General features: G+C 67.6%; 17 protein-coding genes. 12 read left to right on the top strand and 5 right to left on the bottom strand.

Going from position 1 to position 22,594, the window contains the following annotated elements:
* Nucleotides 1-27 precede the first annotated feature (27 nt).
* A complete protein-coding gene (locus BAU06_RS17000; protein WP_066359251.1) occupies nucleotides 28-720 on the top strand; it encodes a DNA-3-methyladenine glycosylase in 693 nt (230 codons plus the stop codon).
* A gap of 39 nt (nucleotides 721-759) precedes the next feature.
* Here the strand turns inward: BAU06_RS17000 and BAU06_RS16995 are convergent, their stop codons facing one another.
* Complete coding sequence (locus tag BAU06_RS16995; RefSeq protein ID WP_082988289.1) at nucleotides 760-1,521, bottom strand: YrbL family protein; 762 nt, start codon at nucleotides 1,519-1,521, stop codon at nucleotides 760-762.
* Between the two features lie 172 nt (nucleotides 1,522-1,693).
* Between BAU06_RS16995 and BAU06_RS16990 the strand changes: the two genes are divergently transcribed.
* The 3 genes from BAU06_RS16990 (at nucleotide 1,694) to phoU (ending at nucleotide 4,812) form a co-directional block, all read left to right on the top strand.
* Nucleotides 1,694-3,082 (top strand): DNA recombination protein RmuC, encoded by a 1,389-nt coding sequence (locus BAU06_RS16990; protein WP_231933893.1) that lies wholly within the window; start codon nucleotides 1,694-1,696, stop codon nucleotides 3,080-3,082.
* A gap of 169 nt (nucleotides 3,083-3,251) precedes the next feature.
* Nucleotides 3,252-3,929 carry a ribose-5-phosphate isomerase RpiA gene (gene rpiA, locus BAU06_RS16985; RefSeq protein WP_066352519.1) on the top strand — a complete coding sequence of 226 codons (678 nt, stop codon included), beginning with the start codon at nucleotides 3,252-3,254 and terminating at the stop codon, nucleotides 3,927-3,929.
* Between the two features lie 157 nt (nucleotides 3,930-4,086).
* Nucleotides 4,087-4,812 (top strand): phosphate signaling complex protein PhoU, encoded by a 726-nt coding sequence (gene phoU, locus BAU06_RS16980; protein WP_066352517.1) that lies wholly within the window; start codon nucleotides 4,087-4,089, stop codon nucleotides 4,810-4,812.
* A 243-nt stretch (nucleotides 4,813-5,055) separates the two neighbouring features.
* Here the strand turns inward: phoU and BAU06_RS16975 are convergent, their stop codons facing one another.
* The 3 genes from BAU06_RS16975 to BAU06_RS16965 form a co-directional block, all read right to left on the bottom strand.
* Nucleotides 5,056-5,328: an oxidative damage protection protein gene (locus tag BAU06_RS16975; RefSeq protein WP_066352515.1), complete on the bottom strand. Its 273-nt coding sequence runs from the start codon at nucleotides 5,326-5,328 to the stop codon at nucleotides 5,056-5,058.
* A gap of 68 nt (nucleotides 5,329-5,396) precedes the next feature.
* A complete protein-coding gene (gene argA, locus BAU06_RS16970; protein WP_066352513.1) occupies nucleotides 5,397-6,752 on the bottom strand; it encodes an amino-acid N-acetyltransferase in 1,356 nt (451 codons plus the stop codon).
* A gap of 114 nt (nucleotides 6,753-6,866) precedes the next feature.
* Nucleotides 6,867-7,646: an SDR family oxidoreductase gene (locus tag BAU06_RS16965; protein WP_066352506.1), complete on the bottom strand. Its 780-nt coding sequence runs from the start codon at nucleotides 7,644-7,646 to the stop codon at nucleotides 6,867-6,869.
* Nucleotides 7,647-7,922: 276 nt separating this feature from the next.
* Here BAU06_RS16965 and BAU06_RS16960 point away from each other — a divergent pair, with 276 nt between their 5' ends.
* The 3 genes from BAU06_RS16960 (at nucleotide 7,923) to BAU06_RS16950 (ending at nucleotide 14,185) form a co-directional block, all read left to right on the top strand.
* Nucleotides 7,923-9,713, top strand: coding sequence for a DUF342 domain-containing protein (locus BAU06_RS16960; protein WP_066352503.1), 1,791 nt, complete (start codon nucleotides 7,923-7,925; stop codon nucleotides 9,711-9,713).
* Nucleotides 9,714-9,865: 152 nt separating this feature from the next.
* Nucleotides 9,866-13,837: an ATP-dependent RNA helicase HrpA gene (hrpA, locus tag BAU06_RS16955; RefSeq protein ID WP_082993729.1), complete on the top strand. Its 3,972-nt coding sequence runs from the start codon at nucleotides 9,866-9,868 to the stop codon at nucleotides 13,835-13,837.
* Nucleotides 13,838-13,960: 123 nt separating this feature from the next.
* Nucleotides 13,961-14,185 carry a hypothetical protein gene (locus tag BAU06_RS16950; RefSeq protein ID WP_066352498.1) on the top strand — a complete coding sequence of 75 codons (225 nt, stop codon included), beginning with the start codon at nucleotides 13,961-13,963 and terminating at the stop codon, nucleotides 14,183-14,185.
* Between the two features lie 25 nt (nucleotides 14,186-14,210).
* On the opposite strand, the gene lpxO is transcribed toward BAU06_RS16950, so the two are convergent.
* Entirely contained in the window at nucleotides 14,211-15,110 is a 900-nt protein-coding gene (gene lpxO / locus BAU06_RS16945) for a lipid A hydroxylase LpxO (protein WP_066352497.1), read from the bottom strand.
* A 118-nt stretch (nucleotides 15,111-15,228) separates the two neighbouring features.
* Between lpxO and dnaE the strand changes: the two genes are divergently transcribed.
* The 5 genes from dnaE to BAU06_RS16920 are packed head-to-tail and all read left to right on the top strand — an operon-like array spanning nucleotide 15,229 to nucleotide 22,553.
* Nucleotides 15,229-18,726 (top strand): DNA polymerase III subunit alpha, encoded by a 3,498-nt coding sequence (gene dnaE / locus BAU06_RS16940; RefSeq protein ID WP_066352495.1) that lies wholly within the window; start codon nucleotides 15,229-15,231, stop codon nucleotides 18,724-18,726.
* Complete coding sequence (locus tag BAU06_RS16935; protein ID WP_066352492.1) at nucleotides 18,723-19,823, top strand: glycosyltransferase family 4 protein; 1,101 nt, start codon at nucleotides 18,723-18,725, stop codon at nucleotides 19,821-19,823. Before dnaE ends, BAU06_RS16935 begins: the two co-directional genes overlap by 4 nt.
* Nucleotides 19,820-20,671: a polysaccharide deacetylase family protein gene (locus BAU06_RS16930; RefSeq protein ID WP_066352488.1), complete on the top strand. Its 852-nt coding sequence runs from the start codon at nucleotides 19,820-19,822 to the stop codon at nucleotides 20,669-20,671. Before BAU06_RS16935 ends, BAU06_RS16930 begins: the two co-directional genes overlap by 4 nt.
* Nucleotides 20,668-21,444 (top strand): glycosyltransferase family 2 protein, encoded by a 777-nt coding sequence (locus BAU06_RS16925; protein ID WP_066352485.1) that lies wholly within the window; start codon nucleotides 20,668-20,670, stop codon nucleotides 21,442-21,444. Before BAU06_RS16930 ends, BAU06_RS16925 begins: the two co-directional genes overlap by 4 nt.
* On the top strand, nucleotides 21,441-22,553 hold the full coding sequence (locus tag BAU06_RS16920; RefSeq protein WP_066352481.1) for a glycosyltransferase family 4 protein: 1,113 nt from the start codon (nucleotides 21,441-21,443) through the stop codon (nucleotides 22,551-22,553). Before BAU06_RS16925 ends, BAU06_RS16920 begins: the two co-directional genes overlap by 4 nt.
* Nucleotides 22,554-22,594 lie beyond the last annotated feature (41 nt).

Genomic DNA, 22,594 nt, shown 5'->3' with positions numbered 1-22,594 from the left:
GCCGTTCCGGCCATCGGGCCCGGCCCCATGCTGCCCGACTCCTTCTTCGACCGCGATGCCCGCCAGGTGGCCCGGGAGCTCATCGGCATGGTGCTGCGCCGGCGCTACCGCGGCCTGTGGCTGTCGGCCCGCATCATCGAGACCGAAGCCTACTACCTGCGCGACAAGGGCAGCCATGCCTCGCTCGGCTATACGCACAAGCGGCGCGCGCTGTTCATGGACGGCGGCACGATCTACATGTACTACGCCCGCGGCGGCGATTCCCTGAACATCAGCGCGGGCGGACCCGGCAATGCCGTATTGATCAAGTCCGGCCATCCCTGGGTGGACGCCGTGTCGGGCGAGGACGCGCTGGCGTGCATGCAGGCGCTGAATCCGGACGCCCTGGGCCGCAGCCGCCCGCCCCAGCGCCTGTGCGCCGGCCAGACGCTGCTGTGCCGCTCGCTGGCCTTGAAGGTCCCCGACTGGGACGGCGGGCATTTCGACCCGGAAAACTTTTTCGTCGAGGATATCGGCGCGCGGCCGTCTTGCCTGGTGCGCACCGTGCGCCTGGGCATACCCGAAGGGCGCGATCCGCATCTGCCGTATCGCTTCGTCGATCCTGCCTATGCGCCGTTCTGTACCCGCAATCCGCTGCGCCGCGGACAGGTGGCGGGACGCGACTACGATTGGGTCACGCGTCAGGGCCGGCCTTGCAAGGGTCAGGCCTTGCGGACCTGACCCTTTCCGGCTTTTTCTCGGCGCTTCGCGCTCTTTCCCCTAACTGTCGAGTTCGCTCGATTGCCGGCGCGCCTGCAGGCGCGCAAGGCTGCGGGCTTGCAACTTGGCGCGCAATACCTGGTATTTGCGCAGGATGCGGCGGCGGTTCAACAACTTGCTGTAGGCGAACAGCGGCACCGCTTGCTTGGAGCCGAAGCCGTCGATCAGGTACAGGCCCGCCTCGCCATCGGCGTTCAAGCCCATGACGACGTTGCGCGCGGAGACATCGTTCAGGATGATGTGGTGGTCCGCCAGGGTATCGAAGAAGTAATCCAGCTCGCGTGCCAGGGACTCGTCCAGGCCGCGGTCGCGGACGATCTGTTCCACGGTCGGCGCCAGTCCGCCCTGGCCGTCGGTAATCTTCTCGACCAGCAATCCCAGTCCCATGCTGGTCTGCGCCAGGCCAAGGATGCGCGCCATCGGCACCTTCCACCGCCCGGCCGCGGCATTCTGCGCGGCGGTGTATTCGGCCAGTTCGGCGACATGGTTGCGGTAGGCGCCCTCGCGCTGGCGATCCTTGCGCCAGCGGCGCAGCGGACGCGTGCTAAGGTGCTCCGCCACGGCGGGGAAATCGACCACTTTCACCAATAGGGAAGGGTCATGGGGGTGCTGGTAAACCAGCCGTTCGGCACCCGATGCGATGGGCCGCAGTCCCGTCAGGTCCAGCAGCCGGAACGGCTGGTAGGCCTCGGTAGCCAGGGGCGCCGGCTGTGCCGCGGGGGCAGCCGGTTCACGCCGGGCCGGGAAGGGGACAATACTCATGGCGCAAGCCGTATCGCTCGTGTGGCGCTTGTGATTATTTTTGCCGGCCACAGTTATATGACGAAAATTCAACGATGAACGTAGTGTGACTGTTTAATTCGCGCAGGCAAAGCGAAACCTGTTGCTTGTGGCGCGCGGCCTACAATGCCAACGGATGAGTGGGAGAGGTTCAGTGTTGCTTCAAGGCGACATCGTATTGGCAGGAATCGGGGTGGCCGCCGTGGTGGCAGCCCTGGCGGCGCTGGCGGCCGCCTGGCGTACCGGGCGTTCAGCCAGGGGGACGGATCAGCTGGCCATCCGCCTGGCGGAACAGGAGCGGGCGGCGGCCGCACTGCGCGGCGAACTCGCGGAAAGCCAGCGCGGCCTGCGCGGCGAGCTCGGCGACGCCATGCGCGACCTGCGGGTGGAACTGGGCGGCCAACTGGAAGCGCTGCGCGCCACCCTGGCGCGTGATGCGCTGGCCACGCGCACGGAATCCGCGGACGCCCTGGGGCGTTTCAGCGCGGTCTTCGGCGAGCAGGTCCAGCGCCTGACCGACATGAACGACCGGCGCCTGCAGGAGATCCGGCAAACCGTGGACCAGCGCCTCCTGGCCTTGCAGGCGGAAAACGCCGGCAAGCTGGACGAGATGCGGCGCACGGTGGACGAAAAACTGCATGCCACGCTGGAGCAGCGCCTGGGCGAATCCTTCCGGCTGGTGTCGGAACGGCTGGAAGCCGTGCACAAGGGCCTGGGTGAAATGCAGAGCCTGGCCTCGGGGGTGGGCGACCTGAAGCGGGTGCTGACCAACGTCAAGTCGCGCGGCACCTGGGGCGAGGTGCAATTGGCCCGTCTGCTGGAAGACACCATGACGCCGGACCAGTACGGCTGCAACGTCAAGCCCGTCCCGGGCAGCGATGCCATCGTGGAGTTCGCCATCCGCCTGCCGGGCCGCGCCGATGACGGCGAGCCGGTGTGGCTGCCGCTGGACGCCAAATTCCCCAAGGAGGAATACGAGCGCCTGGTCGACGCCGAACAGGCCGACGACCCGGACGCCGCGCGGGCCGCGGCCGCCGCGCTCGCGCGCGCGGTGGAGCTGCAGGCGCGCGCCATCGCGGACAAATACATCGCGCCGCCGCACACCACGGATTTCGCCATCATGTTCCTGCCCACCGAAGGCTTGTATGCCGAAGTCCTGCGGCGTCCCGGGCTGCTGGACAAATTGCACCGCCTGCGGGTCAATGTCAGCGGGCCGGCCAATCTGGCCGCCTTGCTGAACAGCCTGCAGATGGGCTTCCGCACGCTGGCCATCGAGCGGCGTTCCTCGGAGGTCTGGCAGGTACTGCGCGCCGTGAAGACGGAGTTCGGCCGTTTCGGCGATGCGCTGGCCGGCGTCAAGCGCACGCTGGAGACAGCCAGTTCCAAGATCGGCCAGACGGAAACCCGCACCCGCGCCATGCTGCGCAGCCTGAAGGCGGTGGAGGCCCTGCCCGACGACGCGGCCACGCCGGCCGCCTTGCTGGCCCAGCTTGCCGAAGAGGCCACGCCAACGGCGGACGACGAGAACCCGCCATCGCGCTAGCGTGCAAGCGGCGACGCGGGCGGCCGCCCGCGCGGTTTCCATCGTGCCGCATGTCGAAGCAAGCGCGCACGATATGGCGCATGGATGGCGGCGGGGCGGATCGCGGGCAATCTGCTAAATTGCTGCGCTTCCCTTTGTTTATCCGCGCTTTTTCCGATCGGGTGTTCCCATGCTCAGCCAGCAAGAATTGAAACAGCAGGCCGCCGCCGCGGCACTGGAGGTCGTCGACCAGGTCGCCGGCCCGGACGTCATCATCGGTGTCGGCACGGGTTCCACGGCGGACTTGTTCATCGACGGCCTGGCCCGGTTCAAGGGTCGCCTGCGCGGCACCGTCGCCAGCTCGGAACGCAGCGCCGCGCGCCTGTCCGCGCTGGGCATCGCGGTGCTGGACCTGAACGACGTCGAGCACATGCCCATATACGTCGATGGCGCGGACGAAATCGACGGCCGCCTGCACATGATCAAGGGCGGCGGCGGCGCGCAGACGCGGGAGAAAATCGTGGCCTCCGTCGCCGACCGCTTCGTCTGCATCGCCGACGAATCCAAGCTGGTGGAGCGCCTGGGCGCCTTCCCCTTGCCGGTGGAGGTCATCCCCATGGCGCGGGCCGCCGTCGCCCGCAAGCTGGCGGCGCTGGGCGGCCAGCCGCGCCTGCGCGAGGGTTTCATCACCGATAACGGCAATGTCATACTCGACGTGGCCGGCCTGCGGATCGACGATGCGCCCGCGCTGGAGCTGCATATCAATAACCTGCCTGGTGTCGTCACGTGCGGCCTGTTCACCCAGCCGGGGGCCGACGTCGCGCTGCTGGCCACGCAGAACGGAATCAGGCGGCTTGCGCGCCCGTAGCGCGCGGTGACCGGTGCCCGGTTCCCGGCGACCGGTTCATAATCCTGTCACATGGAAGTCATAACCTAGCCCCCCGATGCGGCCCGGGACTTCCTGATGGCATTTCTTGGAGGCTCGCATGGCAATGGAACCATCGTCAACCCCGCAGGGAGCCCGGATGACCGAGCACACAAACAAACAATTCGATGCCGACCTGGAAGCGGTCCGTTCGCAGTTTCTGGCGATGGGCGGCGTGGTGGAAGCCATGATCCAGGACGCGATCGACGCCTTGGCCAACGGCGATCTGGACCTGGTCGACAAGGTCCGCGAACGGGAAAAGGAAGTCAATCGCTACGAGGTCGAAATCGACCAGCGCATCAGCTATATCCTGGCGCGCCACCAGCCCACGGCGATCGACCTGCGCATGCTGCTGGCCGTGTCCAAGATGCTGACCGATATGGAGCGCTCCGGCGACGAGGCCGAGAAAATCGCCACCGTCGCCCGCCGCATCAACGACGGCGAAGTGCGCGTCACTCCCTTGGTGGACCTGCGCCATATGGCCAACAGCGTGCGCGCCATGCTGCGCCAGTCGCTGGATGCCTTCGCCCGGCTGGATCCGGTGCAGGCCGCCCAGGTGGTGCGCAGCGACAAGGAAGTGGACAAGGAGTGGAAGGCCGCGCTGCGGCAGCTGATTTCCTTCATGCTGGAGGATCCGCGCACCATCACGCCTTCGATCGACCTGATCTTCATCGCGCGCGCCATGGAACGCATCGGCGACCATGCCAAGAACATGTCGGAGCGGGTCATCTACATGGTGCGCGGCGCCGACGTGCGTCACACGGGCGCCAAGAATGCCGAACGCCAGGCCCGCGGCGAAGAGGAAAGCACCGAAACCACGGAATAAGCGCCGGGCCGCATGCGGCGCCTTGTCGCCCCGCTACGAAGCGACCCGCTTCGGGGCGACCGGTCATCAAGGCGGCGCATCCCCGCCCGACGGCCCGGCAGCGGCAGGCGAGCCGCCGCGGCAAGAAAAACGGCCCGCCCGCGTCGACCCCCACGGCCGGACTTCTCGTCCGGGTCAGGTGGGCCGACGCGGGCGGGCCGCGCCGTGTTCCAGGTGGCGCCGCGTTTCAGGCCGGGCCGCGTTTCAGGCCGAGGGCGGAACGTAGCCCTGGGCCTCGACGGTGCCGTCCTCGAACAGGAAGCGCTCCATCTGCTGCTGCAGGTACTTGCGCGCGCGCGCATCGGCCAGGTTCAGGCGGTTTTCGTTGACCAGGCGCGTCTGGATGCTTTTCCATTCCTCCCAGGCCTCTTTGGACACCTGTTGCCAGATGCGCTGGCCGAGTTCGCCAGGGTAGGGCGGAAAGTCCAGGCCTTCGGCGTCGCGCTTGAGTTTGACGCAATGGACGGTACGGGTCATGGGTATGGCTGCCGGATAAACGTTGGATCGTCGATTTTACCGAAACGCCCGTCCGGCGGCGTACGGCGTCACAGGCGCTTGATGAATACCAGGCTGTTGCGCGAGCGGTTGTAGTGCTGCTGCTTGTCGCGCGGCAGGTCGGCGATGCCGCCCTGGACGAAGCCGCGCTTCATGAACCAGTGCGAGGTACGCGTCGTCAGCACGAACAGGCGCTTGGCGCCCAGCGCGCGGGCGCGCGATTCCATGTGGCGCAGCAGCAATTCGCCTTCGCCGGAGCCCTGCCATTCCGGATGGACGATCAGGCAGGCCATTTCGGCCATCTGCTCTTCCTTGTAGGGATGCAGGGCCGCGCATCCGTAGATGACGCCGTCGTGCTCCAGCACGGTGAAGTTCTCCACGTCGCGCTCGATCACGCTGCGGCCCCGCGGCACCAGCGTGCCGTCGGCTTCCAGCGGCTCGACCAGGCTGAGGATGGCGCCCACGTCGTCGACCGTGGCGGGCCGCAGGTCGTCCAGCGTGTCCTCGACCACCATGGTGCCCACGCCGTCGTGGGTGAAGATCTCCAGCAGGACGCTGCCGTCCAGCCCGAAGGGAACCACGTGCGCCCGGGCCACGCCGCGCTTGACCGCCTGCGAGCTGTACTTCACGAACAGCGCCGTGTCCTCGTCCAGGCCGCCCTTGGCCAGCAGGGCATCGGCGTCCACGCGCGCCAGCTCGGTGTCGATGGAGCCGTCTTCGTTGCGCACGCCTTCGGTGGTCGACAGGAAGATCAGCTTTTCCGCCCGCAGCGCGACCGCCACGCTGGTGGCCAGGTCTTCCATGGCAAGGTTGAAGGCTTCGCCCGTGGGCGAGAAACCCAGCGGGGACAGCAGGATCACCGAGCCCTTTTCCATGGCGAAACGCATGCCGTCGACGTCGATCTTGCGCACGTGGCCGGTGTGCCGGTAATCCACGCCGTCGATCACGCCGGTCGGCCGCGCGGTGACGAAGTTGCCCGAGATGACGCGTATCTGGGAATGCGACATCGGCGTGTTGGGCAGGCCCTGGCTGAAGGCGGCCTCGATATCCAGGCGGATCTCGCCGGCCGCCTCCTTGGCGCATTCCAGCGACGCGGCGTCGGTGGGTGACAAGCCGCGGTCGAACTGGTGGCTGAAACCCTTCAGCCGCAGCTGTTCGTTGACCTGCGGACGGGATCCGTGCACCAGCACCAGCCGTATGCCCAGCGCCGACAGCAGGGACAGGTCCTGAACCAGTGTGTTCAGCGCGCCGGCCTGGATGAGTTCCCCGCCGAAGGCCACCACGAAGGTCTTGCCGCGAAAGGCATGTACGTACGGGGCGACCTCGCGAAACCAGCGCACGAATTGCGCGGGCGCGAAGCCGGGGGCTTCCAGGGCTGAGACGGTTTCTTGATCCAGGTCGGGCATGGTGCGGTGAAGAGCCGGAAAGAACAGGTAGGCGGCCAGGCGGAACCTGGGTTGAATCGCGAAATTATAGTGATCGCGCCGCCGCCCTGTTAACGCCGGTCCGGCAATGGGGTCCTACAGGGTGCCGGGGTAGGTGCCGCCGTCCAGCACCAGGTTCTGTCCCGTCATGAATCCGGCCCGCGCGCCGCACAGGAAGGCGCAGGCATCGCCGAATTCCGCCGGGTCGCCCAGCCGGCGCGCCGGCACGGTGCGGCGCCGCGCCTCCAGGATGTCCTCGACGGTCTTGCCGGTTTTTTGCGCGGTGGCGATCGCCGTGCCGCGCAGCCTGTCGGTCTCGAACGGCCCGGGCAAAAGGTTGTTGATCGTGACGTTGTGTTCCGCGACCTGCCGCGCCAGCCCCGCCACGAAGCCGGTCAGGCCCGCCCGCGCGCCGTTGGACAGGCCCAGGTGGTCGATGGGCATCTTCACGGCAGCAGAGGTGATGTTCACGATGCGGCCGAAGCGGCGCCCGATCATGCCATCGATGGTGGCCTTGATCAGTTCGATCGGGGCGATCATGTTGGCGTCCAGCGCCTTGATCCAGTCGTCCCGCGACCATTCGCGGAAATCGCCGGGCTTGGGGCCGCCGGCATTGTTGACCAGGATATCGGGATCCGGGCAGGCGGCCAGCAGGCGGGCGCGGCCTTCCGCCGTGGTGACATCGGCGGCCACCGTGGTGACGCGGGCACCGGTTTCGCGCCGTATCGCGTCGGCGGCTTCCTCCAGCGCTTCGGCGCCCCGCGCCGACATGATCACATGCACGCCCTCGCGTGCCAGCGACAGCGCGCAGGCGCGCCCCAGTCCCTTGCTGGATGCGCACACCAGCGCGGTACGTCCTTCAATGCCCAGATCCATGTTCGAGAGTCTCCGTGAGAAATGCGGCCCGGACCGGACGGGGCGGCGATGGGCGCCGTCCAGGCGGAAACGGCGCGGTCCGGGCGGGAAAGCCTGCTTAATTTTCAGAAAAAAAGGGTCGCAACTTGAAGTTTCATCGTTAATAATTTGAAATATGCGCCTGATGCAATTGTCGACACGAAAAAAACCGACTTCGGGTCTCAACAACGATACCAAGCCGCCAGGGAGATAAGCCGTCCTCTCCGAAGCGCGGTAATTTCTCGAGGATACACGGCAGTGACGCAATCCTATTGGTTGACCCTGGATCCGGCGACCCGCGAGCTGCGTGCCGGTTTTCGTGCCGCGGCGGCGGTGGAACCCCCCGACAGCGAGATGTTGCAGGCCGCGCTGGCGGCTCGCGGCTGGAGCGTCGATGCGCTGGACAGCGGAGCGGTCGCGGGATTCCTGGCGCGCTGCCAGGAGGCTGCTGCCCGCATCAGCGCCGAAGCCCTGCGCCAGGCCGGCACCACGGTGGCAGCGGCCGCCTCCATCGCCCATGAAGTATCCGGCGAACTGGCCGCCATCGAGTCCAGCGCGGCACGCCTGGGCGCCGCCCTGGAGCTCATGGACGCGCCCGAGGCGGCCGTCGCGCCGGCGACCGAGGGCGACGGCGTGGTCGAGGCGGTCATCGGCGAAGTGGTCGACGGCGCTTTCGAACTGGAGGTCTCCGAGGACAAGCTGCAGGTCTACCTGACGCTGCATCCGGCCAGGGGTGGGCGCGCCGTCCAGTTGGGAGACGTCCGCGCCGCCCTGACCGGGCATGGCATCGTCTATGGCCTGGACGAGGAAACGTTGCTGCAGGCGGTCGAAGGCGGTGCCACGGAAGCGGCGCTGATCGCCTCGGGCATTCCTCCCAAGCAGGGCCAGCCCACCCGTTTCGAGAGCCTGCTGACCCGGCAGGCCGCGGCCGACGTGGACGAGAACGCGCCCGTGGATTACCGCTCCCTGGGCAATCTGGTCCTGGTCAAGGCCGGCATGCCCTTGATGCGGCGGATTCCCGGTACGCTCGGCACGGACGGCATCGATGTGTATGGCAATCCCGCGCCGGCCCCGGCGCCGGAGGATCTGCCCTACGACGAGAATCTGGCCGGCGTGGCGCGCGATCCCAACGATCCGGAGATCCTGGTGGCCGCCATCGACGGCGCGCCTTCCATGCTGCCCTGCGGCGTGTCGGTCAATCCGGTGGTGGAGGTCGACGCCGTCAACCTGAACTCGGGCAACATCAACTTCGAGGGCACGCTGCAGGTACGCGGCGATGTCACCACCGGCATGTCGGTCAAGGTCAGCGGCGACGTCCTGGTCAGCGGCACGGTGGAAGCCGCGCACATCGACGCCGGCGGCAACGTGGTGGTCAAGGGCGGCATCATGGGTGCGGCGGAAGGCGCCACCACGGCGGAACCCGCCGCGCGGCTGGCCCAGGTCACGGCACGCGGTTCGGTAAAGGCGCGCTTCATCGGCAATGCCTCGATCAATGCCGGCCAGAATGTCGAGGTCGAGAGCGAAATCCGCCAGAGCGAGGTGAACGCCGGCCACACCGTCACCGTGGGCGCCAAGGGCTCCACCCAGGGCAACATCAGCGGCGGCCAGGTGCGCGCGCTGCGCGGCGTGCGGGCCGCCACGCTGGGTACCATGGCGGGCGTCAAAACCATTATCCAGGTCGGCGTCAATCCGCATGCCCAGGCCCAGAAGGAAGCGCTGCAGCGCACGCGCAAGCGCTTGCAGGAGGAAAAAGGCAAGCTGGAGCAGCTGCTGATTTTCTTGCGCAAGAACCCGGAGAAAGCCGCCAATGGCATCGGCGAGCGCGCGGTGCAGACCCATGCCAAATTGATGAAGGACCTGGCCGGCGTCGACGCGCGCGAGCGGCGCCTGGCCGCGGAGAACTCCGTGGCCGAGGACGCCACGATCCACGCCTCGCGCAAGATCCATGGCGGGGTGGAATTGCAGGTGGTCAACCGGCGCGAGGAAATCACCGAGGACATGCCCGCCGGTACGGCCAAGTTGTCCGATGGCAAATTGATCATCCGCTAGCGCAGGCCGCGGTCGGAGCTGGCATGCCCGCGGCCGGGCGGACCGGGGCCGGACAAAGTCGCCCATAGTCGCGACGTCGCCAGGGCCGCACGGCGCGCGCCCATGAACGCCCCGGGGAGGGCGCCCGCCACGCGGAAACTATAATCGCGGGAATGACCGTCAAGCCCCAGATTCCCTCTCGGCGCGGCCGGGCCGCGCCTGAAGCGGTCGCGCCGTCCCGTCCTGCCTCGCCGCCCGCCACCGCCCCCGCTCCCGCGCCGCGCGCCATTCCGGCCATCCGCTATCCCGAAGACCTGCCGGTCAGCGCCCGCCGCGATGAGATCGCGCGCGCGATCGCCGCCCACCAGGTCGTCATCGTCAGTGGCGAAACCGGCTCCGGCAAGACCACGCAGCTGCCCAAGATCTGCCTGGACCTGGGGCGCGGCCGTACGCGCATGATCGGCCATACGCAGCCGCGCCGGCTGGCGGCGACCTCGGTGGCGCGCCGCATCGCCGACGAGCTCGAAACCCCGTTGGGCGAGGTCGTCGGCTACCAGGTCCGGTTCAATGACCGTACCGGGCCCAACGCGGCGATCAAGCTGATGACCGACGGCATCCTGCTGGCCGAGACGCAGCGCGATCCCTTGCTCAAGCGCTACGACACGCTGATCATCGACGAGGCGCACGAGCGCAGCCTGAACATCGATTTCCTGCTCGGCTATCTGAAGCGCGTGCTGCCGCGGCGGCCGGACCTGAAAGTCATCATCACGTCCGCCACCATCGACGCCGAACGCTTCGCCCGGCATTTCGCCGAGGCGCCGGATCGGGCCGCACCGGTCATCGAGGTCTCCGGGCGCCTGTATCCGGTCGAAGTCCGCTATCGCCCGGTTCGCCGCGACGATGTCGACGACGATGCCGGGCCGGCATCCGGCCGGGCCGCCGCGCCCGATGCCGGTGCCCGTCCGGCGCGCGAGCGCGCCGGGGACGAAGAGCGCGACCTGATCGACGCCATCGTCGACGCCGTGGACGAATGCGCGCGCCACGGCCCTGGCGATATCCTGGTCTTCCTGCCCGGCGAACGCGAGATCCGCGAGGCCTCCGAGGCTTTGCGCAAGCAACACCCCGTCGGCACCGAGGTCCTGGCGCTGTACGCGCGCCTCTCGCAGGCGGAACAGGAACAGATCTTCCGGCCGCGCGGCAGCGGCCGGCGCGTGGTGCTGGCCACCAATGTGGCCGAGACCTCGCTGACGGTCCCCGGCATCCGCTTCGTGGTCGATAGCGGCCTGGCGCGGGTCAAGCGCTATTCCTGGCGCAACAAGGTCGAGCAGCTGCGCATCGAGCCCGTCAGCCGCGCCTCCGCCAACCAGCGCGCGGGACGCTGCGGGCGCGTCGGCCCGGGCGTCTGCATCCGCCTGTACGACGAGGCCGACTTCAACGCCCGCGCGCCGTTCACCGATCCGGAGGTCCTGCGTTCATCGCTGGCTTCCGTGATCCTGCGCATGAAGTCGCTCAAGCTCGACGACATCGAGGATTTTCCTTTCGTCGAGGCGCCGCCAGGCCGCGCCATCGCCGACGGCTACCACCTGCTGCAGGAGCTCGGCGCCATCGAAACCGTGCAGCGCGGCGAGCAGGACGGTGCGGAAGGCAGCGGCGATGACCAGCCCCGCATCGTCTACACCCTGACCCGCACCGGACAGGAGCTGGCGCGCCTGCCGCTGGATCCGCGCATCGGCCGCATGATCCTGGCCGCGCGCGAACAGCAGTGCCTGGCGGAAATGCTGGTCATCGCGTCGGCGCTGTCCATCCAGGACCCGCGCGACCGTCCCATGCAGGAAAAGGAAGCCGCCGAGAACGCGCATGCGAAATTCGCCGACGACAAATCGGAATTCCTGTCCTTCCTGAAGCTGTGGCGCTGGTACGGCGAACAGGTCCAGCACAAGGCATCGCAGCGCAAGCTGGTGGGCCTGCTGCGCCAGAACTTCCTGTCGCCGCTGCGGCTGCGCGAATGGCACGATGTCCATACGCAACTGGCCGCGGTGGTGGGCGAACAAGGCTGGCGCCTGAACCAGGCCGAAGCCACCTTCGAACAGATCCATATGGCGCTGCTCAGCGGGCTGCTGGGCAATATCGGCTACAAAAGCGACGAGGGCGGGCATTACCAGGGCGCGCGGGACATCCGCTTCCATATCCATCCCAGCTCGCGGCTGGCCAGGAAGGCGGGGCGCTGGATCGTCGCGGCCGAACTCGTGGAAACCACGCGCCTGTATGCGCGCTGCGTCGCCCGCATCGAGCCGGCCTGGATCGAACGCGCCGCGGCGCATCTGCTGCGCCGCAATTGGTCCGATCCGCGCTGGGAAAAAAAGGCCGGGCAGGTGGTCGCCAACGAACGCGCCACCTTGTATGGCCTGACCATCTACACCGGACGGCGGGTGCACTACGGCCGCATCAACCCCGACCATGCCCGCGAGATTTTCATCCGCGATGCGCTGGTACCGGGGGAGCTGGACACGCGCCTGCCCTTCGTCGCCCACAACCGCCGCCTGATCGCCGAGATCGAGAAACTGGAGCATCGGGCGCGGCGGCCGGACATCCTGGTGGACGACACACTGATCCAGGCCTTCTACGACAGGCAGATCCCGGCCGGGATGAGCCAGCTGGCAACCCTGGAAAAATGGTACGCGGGCCTGGACAAGCCCGCGGCCGACGCGCTGCTGCTGACCCGCGACGCCCTGATGCGCCATGAGGCCGCCGGCATCACGACCGAGGTCTTTCCCAAGAAGGTGGAATGGCAGGGCGTCACCATGGCGCTGGATTACCACTTCGAACCCGGCTCGCCGCGCGACGGCGTGACGCTTTCCGTGCCGCTGTTCGCGCTGAACCAGATCGACCCGCAGCGCTGCGAATGGCTGGTGCCCGGCATGCTCAAGGAAAAAGTCCACCTGCTGCTGAAGTCGCTGCCGCAGAAGATACGCCGCCACTGCGTGCCCCTGCCCGACTATGCCGCGGGTTTCTACGACCGCTGGTTCGATCGCCTGGGCGACCCCCAGCAGGGGCTGCTCGACGCCCTGGCGACGGATATGTGGGATCAGGTCAAGGTCCGCCCCCAGCCCGCCGATTTCAAGCTGGAAACGCTGCCGGCGCATCTATTCATGAATTTCCGCGTGGTCGACGAGCATGGGCGCATGCTGGCGGCCGGCCGCAACCTGGCCTCGCTGAAGGCCGAGTTCGGCCGCCAGGCGCAGGCGGATTTCCAGCAGCTGGCCGCGCGCGATACGCAGGTGGCGCAGGCGCTGGCCCAGGATGGCCTGACCAGCTGGTCCTTCGGCGAACTGCCGGAAATCATGGAGATCAAGCGCAAGGGCCAGTCCGTCATCGGCTATCCGGCGCTGGTGGACCGCGGCACGCACTGCGACCTGGACGTCTTCGACGACCCCGACGAGGCGCGCAAGCACCATCGGGCCGGCCTGCTGCGGCTGTTCCGGCTGGGACTGCGCGAGCAGATCAAGTTCCTGGAAAAAAACCTGCCCGACCTGACCCGCATGAGCATGCTGTTCATGCCGCTGGGCACGCAAGAGTTCCTGCGCGACCAGATCATCGATTGCGCCCTGGAGCGGGCTTGCTTGGCCGACCCCTGGCCGGTCAATCAGGCGGAGTTCGAGTCGCGGCGCCTGGAAGGCAAAAGCCGGCTGGGACTCCTGGCGCAGGAGGTCGCGCGGCTGGCCGCGGCGGTGCTGGCGGAGTGGGCCGCGCTGCAGCGAAAATTGCCCCAGGCCAAGGCGCATGCGGCGGCCTATGCGGACCTGCAGCAGCAGGTCGGCGCCCTGGTTCCGCCCGCCTTCCTGCGTGAGTCGCCTTATGCCCAGCTGGCGCATTTCCCCCGTTACCTGAAGGCGGCCGTCGCGCGCATAGACAAGCTGCGTGCCGATCCGGGGCGCGACCAGCGCCTGATGGCCGAGATGGCGCCCTTGCTGACGCAATACCAGCGCGCCCGCGCGGCGCTCAAGGGGGCGCCCGACGCGCGCCTGGACGAGTTCCGCTGGCTGCTCGAAGAGCTGCGGGTGGCCCTGTTCGCGCAGGAGCTGCGTACGCCCATGCCGGTATCGGTGAAGCGCCTGCAGAAGTCCTGGGAGTCGATGCGGCGCTAGGATGGCGGCGTGGCGCAAGTGCCACGCGGCGCCCCGCGCAGGGGACCGGCCATTGCCATGCGTCAAGCGCGAGGCATATCATCGTTCAGGTAGCTTCATCCATCCTGTCTGCGGGAGAAGACCATGAGCGACACCATCCTGAAAGGCCGCGCGTTCCAAACCAGGCGAGGGTGGTCCGGCGGCCCACCGTGGTTCCGCCGCCTGCGGCTGAAGGGCCTGGGCGACCAGGTCGCCGCGTTCATCGCCGAGGTCTACGCGGAGATGGAGCGCGCCCGCGGCATCCGCCCGGTCATTTCCGCCTACAAGCCGCCGCGCCAGCCCGGGGCGCGCCAGCCCGGGGCGCGCTAGGCTGGGACCGCCGGTCGCGCCGCGCTCAGATCCAGACGAAGGCGCCGACCAGCAGGACCACCAGGCTCCACTTCACCGCCTTGTAAAGCGGCCGGTTCCAGGCCTTGAAGCGCTTGCGTGCCTGGTCGAGCCGCCAATGGGCGTGCGTCAGGCGGTTGATCGCGCCGGTCTTGTCGCCTTCGTCGTTGGGCGAGCTGGCGGCGGACATCACCACCTTGCCGAACCACGAATTGAAGGCCTCGGCCCAGCGCCAGCGCAACGGCCGCTCCACGTCGCAGAACAGGATGATGCGGTTCTGCCCGGATTGGTTGTGGGCTTCGTGGATGTAGGTTTCGTCGAACACCACCCCTTCGCCGTCGCGCCAGCTGTAGCGTTCGCCGTCGACGTCGATATAGCAACGGTCGTCATTCGGCGTGGCCAGCCCCAGGTGGTAGCGCAGCGAGCCGGAGAACGGGTCGCGGTGCGGGTTCAGCTTGCCGCCATCGGGCAGTTCCGCGAACATCGCGGCCTTTACCTTGGGCAGCGTCCTGAGCAGCGCGACGGTGCGCGGGCAGAGCGCTTCCGCCGAGGGATGGCGGGCGTCGTACCACTTCAGGTAGAAGCGCTTCCAGCCGTACTTGAAAAAGGAATTGAAGCCGATGTCATCGTGGCGTTCGGCCGCCTTGATGCGGCGCAGTTCGGCCATTTGCAGGGCCTCGTCGCGGATGATCTCCCAGTTGTCCTGCAGCACCTGCAGTTCGGGGATTTCGCGCGTCGACACATAAGGGGTGGTGGGCACGCGCGAGGCGAGCACCATGAAGGCGTTCACGGGCGCCAGCAGCACGGAATGGTCCAGGAAGACTCGCGACCAGGCCAGGCGTACGCGGCCGCGGTAGTGCCCGTACAGGATAGAGGCCAGCCATAGGCCTGGGATCAGCCATTTCATAGCGAAAGACGCGCAAAGTTCCAGTCAACTGTCTATTCTTGCACAGCCGAAGCCGCGGTGGGGCAGCGGATGGTCCGGGACCGGTCCGGCGGGCGGTCTGCTGAGTACAATCGCGGTCATGTCAGAAGAAGCCGTCATCGCCCCGTCCCCCTTTGTCCACCTGCGCGTCCATTCCGAGTTTTCGGTGGTGGACGGCACGGTCCGTATTCCCGATCTGGTCAAGCGCGCCGCCAAGCTGGGCCAGCCCGCCGTCGCCTTGACGGATCTGTCCAATCTGTTCGGCCTGATCAAGTTCTACAAGGCCGCGCGCGGCGCCGGCATCAAGCCGGTGGCCGGCTGCGATGTGTGGGTCAGCAACGACGAGGACCGCGACAAGCCCTACCGCCTGCTGCTGCTGGTGCGGGACCGCCAGGGCTACCTGGACCTGTGCGAGCTGCTGACGCGCGCCTACCTGACCAACCAGCACAAGGGCCGGGCGGAGGTGCGCCGCGAATGGCTGTTGCAGGCCGGCGGCCTGATCCTGTTGTCGGGCGGCCGCGCCGGCGATGTCGGGCAGGCGCTGGAGACCGGCAACGCCGCGCAGGCACAGGCGCTGGCGCGCCAGTGGGCGGCGGCCTTTCCCGATGCCTATTACATCGAGCTGCAGCGCGCCGGCATGGACGGCGACGAGGCCTACGTCCAGGCCGCGCTGCGGCTGGCCGCGGAGTGCGGCCTGCCTGTCGTGGCCACGCATCCCATCCAATTCCTGGACAAGCACGAATTCCAGGCGCACGAGGCGCGGGTCTGCATCGCGGAGGGCGAGATCCTGGCCAACCCGCGCCGCGTCCGCCGTTTCACGCCCGAGCAGTACATGCTGGATAGCCAGGAAATGGCGCGGCGCTTCGCCGACGTGCCCTCGGCCCTGGCCAATACGGTGGAAATCGCCCGCCGCTGCAACCTGACGCTGGTGCTGGGCAAGCCGCGGCTGCCGAATTTCCCCACTCCCGACGGCGTCACGCTGGACGACTACCTGGTACAGCTGTCCGAACAGGGCCTGGAAAAGCGCCTGGAGTTCCTCTTTCCCAACGAAGAAGAACGCAACGCCAAGCGCGATGCCTACTACGAACGCCTGCGCTGGGAATGCAAGACCATCATCCAGATGGGCTTCCCGGGCTACTTCCTGATCGTGCAGGACTTCATCAACTGGGGCAAGAACAACGGCGTGCCGGTCGGGCCGGGCCGGGGTTCGGGCGCCGGTTCGCTGGTGGCATACGCGCTGGGCATTACCGACCTGGACCCGATTCGCTACGACTTGCTGTTCGAACGCTTCCTGAATCCGGAGCGGGTGTCCATGCCCGACTTCGATATCGACTTCTGCCAGGACAACCGCGAACGGGTCATCGACTACGTCAAGGAAAAATACGGCCGCGAGGCGGTCAGCCAGATCGCCACCTTCGGCACGCTGGGGGCCAAGGCGGTGGTGCGCGACGCCGGCCGCGTGCTGGATATGCCGTATATGTTCTGCGACGGCTTGTCCAAGCTGATCCCGTTCAACCCGGCGGATCCCTGGACGCTGGAACGCGCGCTCAAGGACGAACCCGCCTTCAAGGAACGCTACGAGCAGGAAGAGGAAGTCCGCGGCCTGGTCGACCTGGCGCAACCGCTGGAAGGGCTGACCCGCAACATCGGCATGCACGCCGGCGGCGTGCTGATCGCGCCCGGCAAGCTGACCGATTTCTGCCCGCTGTACTGCCAGCCCGGCCAGGAGAACAGCGCGGTATCGCAGTTCGACAAGGACGACGTGGAAGCGGCCGGCCTGGTCAAGTTCGACTTCCTGGGCCTGCGCAACCTGACCATCCTGGACTGGGCGGTGCGCTATGTCCGGCAGTTCAACGAGGACAAGCGCGATTTCGACATCATGGCGGTGCCGCTGGACGACCCTGCCGCCTATAAGATCCTGACCGACGCCAATACCACCGCGGTATTCCAGCTGGAATCGCGCGGCATGAAGGAGCTGCTGAAGAAACTGCGGCCCAGCACCTTCGAAGACATCATCGCCATGCTGGCGCTCTACCGTCCGGGCCCGCTGGAATCCGGCATGGTGGACGACTTCGTCAACCGCAAGCACGGGCGGGCGCCGGTCGATTACTTCCATCCCGACCTGGAAGGCACCCTCAAGAGCACCTACGGGGTCATCGTCTACCAGGAACAGGTGATGCTGATCTCGCAGATCATCGGCGGCTACTCGCTGGGCGGCGCCGACCTGTTGCGGCGCGCCATGGGCAAGAAAAAGCCCGAGGAAATGGCCAAGCACCGGGAGTTGTTCCAGAAAGGCGCCGAAGCCAAGGGCCACGACCCCAACCTGGCGGTCAAGCTGTTCGACCTGATGGAGAAGTTCGCCGGCTACGGCTTCAACAAGTCGCACTCGGCCGCCTACGCGCTGATCGCCTACCAGACCGCGTGGCTCAAGGCCTATCATCCCGCCGAATTCCTGGCCGCCACCCTGTCGTCCGACATGGACGATACCGACAAGGTGCAGACCTTCTGGCGCGATGCCACGGATAACGGCGTGGAAGTCCTGCCGCCCGATGTCAATGCCTCCGGCTACCGCTTCGAGCCGGTGGCCGACGCCCGCACCGCCAAGGGCCTGCCGCCGCGCACCATGCGCTACGGCCTGGGCGCGGTGAAAGGCACCGGCCAGAGCGCGGTCGAGGACATCATCCGCGCGCGCCAGGAAGGCGGGCCGTTCCGCGACCTGTTCGACTTCTGCCGCCGGGTCGACAAGCACACGGTGAACCGCCGCACCATCGAGGCCCTGATCAAGGCCGGCGCCTTCGACGGCATCGAGCCGAATCGCGCGGCGCTGCTGGCCTCGGTGCCCACCGCCATGGAGGCCGCCGAGCAGGCCGCGCGCAGCGCCAACCAGGTTTCGCTGTTCGGCGACGACGCCAGCGACGTGGTGGCCAGCGAACTGGCCAAGGTGCCGCCCTGGAACCTGCATACCCGCCTGACGGAAGAAAAATCCGCGCTGGGCTATTACTTCAGCGGGCATCTGTTCGACGCCTGGCGCGACGAGGTCCGCCGCATCGTCCCCATGACGCTGGCCCGGCTGGAGCCGCAGCGGGAACCGCAATGGATGTGCGGCGTGCTGTCGGGCGTGCGCGCCATGATGACCCGCCGCGGCAAGATGGTGTTCGCGGTGCTGGACGACGGCACGGCGCAGGTGGAAATTTCCATCTTCAACGAACTCTACGAAAAACACCGCAACCGCTTGCGCGAGGACCAGCTGCTCATCGTGCACGGCAAGGTCAGCAACGACGAGTATTCCGGCGGCATGCGCATCGTGGCCGAGTCGCTGTTCGACCTGCAGCTGGCGCGCGAAGCCCGCGCGCGCTCGCTGCGCATCCGCCTGAACGGCAACGCCGACGCGGAACACCTGCGCAAGCTGCTCAATCCCTACCGCGCCGAACCGGAAAACGGCGTGCCCGGCACGCCCGTGGAGGTCATCTACACCCGCGGCAATTTCCTGTGCACGGTCCGGCTGGGCGAAGACTGGCGGGTACGCATGGCCGACGCGCTGCTGGAGCGGCTCAATGAATGGACACGCCCGGAAGGCGTGGAGATCTCCTACTCATGACACCCTTACGCATCGTCCATTCCGAAGCCGCGGTGGCGTTCGGCGGACAGGAGCATCGCATCTTCAAGGAAATGATCGCCATGCGCGAGCGCGGCCATCATATGGAAGCCATCTGCCAGTCGCGCGCCCAACTGGTCAAGCGGCTGGGCGATGAGGGCTTCACCGTGCACCAGGTCGACATGGACGGCGTGCCCAATTATTTCAAGGGCATCGCCGCCATCCGCCGCATCCTGCGAGAAGGCCGCTTCGACGTACTGAATACCCACAGCCGCCGCGATACGGTCATCGCCGCCGTCGCGGCGCGGATGGCCGGCACCCCGCTCATCGTTCGCACCCGGCACCTGGCCAGCAAGGTGGGATCGATGTGGTCCTACACCATCCTGCCGCATCGCGTGACCACCGTCAGCGACCACGTCCGCGAATACCTGATCACGCGCGGCGTGCCGCGCGAATCGGTCGCCACCCTGTATTCGCCCATCGTGCCCCCGCCGCCCATCGAGCGTTCCACGCTGCGCGACGAACTCGGCCTGGCCGATACCGATGTCGTCGTCGGCTGTGTCGCCGTCATGCGGCCGGCCAAGGGTCACATCGCGCTGATCGACGCCATGCGCGGGCTGATGGCCACGCGGCCCAACCTGCACCTGGTGTTCGTGGGCAGCGGCTCGCCGACCTTCGAGCGGGTGCAGGCCTACATCGCCGAGCTCGGCCTGCAATCGCGCATCCATCTGATGGGTACCCGGCGCGATGTTCCCAATCTGTTGGCCGGCTTCGACCTGTTCGCCCTGGCCACCGAGCAGGAAGCCTCCGGCACCGTCTATGTCGAGGCTCAGGCCAGCGGCCTGCCGGTGGTCGGCACCAACGTGGGCGGCGTGTCGGAGATGTTCCGCGACGGCGTCAGCGGCTTCCTGGTGCCGTCCAAGGATCCGGCCGCGCTGACCGCCGCGCTGCAGCGGCTGATCGACGATCCGGGGCTGCGCCGCAAGATGGGCGAGGCCGGACGGCGCATGATCCGGGAAGAGGGCGTGTTCTCGCCGCAGCGCCTGGCGGAGCGCACCGAACTCGTCTATCGCAAATGGCTGGCGGAGCGGCGGCGATGACGGCCGGGGCGCACAATGTGCCGGTGCTGATGTACCACCACGTCACCCCGGCGGGCGGCATGATCGCGGCCACGCCGGCGCATTTCGAAAGCCAGATCGCCCGGCTGGCGCGGGACGGCTATACGGCCCTGTCGGCGGATCGTTTCGCGGCCCATCTGGCCGGCGAGCCGGTGCCGGAAAAGTCCGTGCTGATCACCTTCGACGACGGCTACCTGGACAATTGGGTGCACGCCCACCCCATCCTGCAGCGCTACGGCATGCACGCGGTGATGTTCATCGTCACCGGCTGGATAGGCGATGGTCCCGCGCGTCCCACCGCGGGGCAGGGCGGCGCGCCGCCCGCGCCCGATCATGCCGCCTGCAAGGCGGCCATCGCCGACGGGCGCGCGGACCAGGTCATGGCGCGCTGGACCGAGATCGAGGCCATGCGCGCGGCCGGCACCTTCGAGTTCCATAGCCATACGCAGACGCACACGCGCTGGGACAAGGTATGCGGCACGGACGTGGCCGCCAAGCGCGAACGCATCGCGGAGGAACTGCACCGTTCGCGCCTCGTGCTGGGCGAGCGGCTGGGCGAACAAAGTCCACACCTGTGCTGGCCCCAGGGCTACTTCGACGACGATTACCTGGAGGCCGGGCGCCAGGCGGGCTTCCGCTATTTCTACACCACCGATGCGCTGGGCCAGAATACCGTCGGTGGCGATCCGGAACACATCTACCGCTTCGCCGTGCGGGACCAGCCCGGACGCTGGCTGGCGCGCCGCCTGTGGCTGGGCGGGCATCCTGTCTGGGGGCCGCGCTATCACGCCTGGAAGGCCTGGAAGCGCCGCCTGAGGGGACGCGCATGAAGCTCTCGGTCATCGTCATCACCAAGAACGAAGCGGCCAATATCGTCGCCTGCCTGGATTCCGTGGCCTTTGCCGACGAGTTCATCGTGGTCGATTCCGGGAGCACCGACAACACCATCGAGCTGGCCCGCGCGATGGGCGCCACCGTGGAACAGACGCACGACTGGCCCGGCTTCGGTCCGCAGAAGAACCGCGCGCTGAACCTGGCCCAGGGCGAATGGGTGCTGTCCATCGATGCGGACGAACGCGTCACGCCCGAATTGGCCAAGGCCATCCAGGAGGCCATCGCGGCGCCCGATCGCGACGCCTACGAGATCGCCCGACTGTCGGATTTCTGCGGCCGCTTCATCCGCCACAGCGGGTGGTGGCCGGACTACGTGCTGCGCTTGTTCCGCCGCGGCACCGCGCGGTTCAGCGATGCCGCCGTGCATGAGAAAGTCATTCCATCGCAGCCGGGGCGCGTCGGGCGGCTGCAGGGGCATTTCGTCCACTATCCCTATCCCCATCTGGATGCGCTGGTCAGCAAGGTCAACCGTTATTCCTCGGATGCCGCGGCGATGATGCATGCCCGCGGCAAGCGCACGGGCATCCTGGGCGCGCTGGGGCACGGCTTCTGGACCTTCGTCCGCATCTACCTGATCCGCCGCGGTTTCCTCGACGGCCGCCACGGCCTGGTGCTGGCGGTGACGGCGGCGGCGGGCAGCTTCTTCCGCTATGCCAAGCTGATGTTCCTGACTGAAAACGCGCGCCGCGATGGCGCCCCCCGGCCTTGAAAATCCTGTATACGAACTTCCATCCGCGCAACGGCGGGGGGCATGTCACCTACATCATGAATCTCGCGCGCGGCCTGCGGCATGCGCACGAGATCACGGTGGCGACGCCCGGCAGCAGCCGGCTGTACCGCTATGCGGGCGAACTGCCGGGCGTGCGTGTGGCGGACATCGGCTTCCGCTCGCGCGCATCCGCCCTGTTCGGCGAGGCTGCCGCCCTGCGGCGGCTGATACGCCAGGAAGGCTATGACCTGATCCACGTGAACGGCTCGACCGACCATCGCCTGGCGATGATCGCCACCCTGGGCATGCGGCGGCCGCCCATCGTGTTCACCAAGCACAACGACCTGCCGCTGGATACCGTGGGCCACCGCATGCGCGCGCGTTTCGGCACGGACCGCGTCATCGCCGTCAGTGAATTCGTCGCAGGCCTGCTGCGACGTTCGCCGTACGGACGCCTGCCCATCGCCACCATCCGGCACGGCATCGACACGGACTACTTCGCGCCGCCCTCGGCCGCCCTGCGCCCCGGGCTGCGCGACAAGTACTTCGGCGCCACCGCGCCGGGCAAGATTCTGCTGGGCAGCTCCGGCGGCACCGACTACGACAAAGGCTGGCTGGATCTGCTGGCCGGCCTGGCGCAATTGGCGCCGGAGAACCGCCAGCGCTTTCGCGTCCTGGTCGCGGGCGATCCGCCCGACGAGGCGAAGATGGCGCGCGTGCGCGAACTCGGGGTGCAGGACCAGGTGGTATTCCCCGGCCTGCTGGACGACGTGCGCCCGGCGCTCGCGGCCTGCGACGTGGGCTTCGTGCTGTCCTACCGCGAGGCGCTGTCCTTCGCCTGCCGCGAAGTCATGTCGCTGGGCCTGCCCGCCCTGGTATCCAATGCCGGCGGCCTGCCGGAGAACGTTATCGACGGACGCGACGGCTGGGTCGTGCCCGTGCGCGATCCGCGGGCTATCGCGGCGGTGTTGCAAGGCATGCTGGACGATCCGTCGCGCACGGCGGCGATGGGCGCGGCCGCGCGCGAAAAAAGCCTCAGCGATTTCGGCCTGGCCAAGTTCGTGGAAGCGACGTTCGCGGTGTACCAGGCGGCGCTGGACGGCCGCTAGGCCGGTGACGTTGCATGGATCCCCGGCCCGCCCGGCTCCTA

It is taken from the genome of Bordetella bronchialis, assembly GCF_001676705.1.
Classification (GTDB): domain Bacteria; phylum Pseudomonadota; class Gammaproteobacteria; order Burkholderiales; family Burkholderiaceae_B; genus Bordetella_C; species Bordetella_C bronchialis.
The sequence above is the reverse complement of the archived record's forward strand: the minus strand, read 5'-3'. Positions and strand labels throughout refer to the sequence as shown.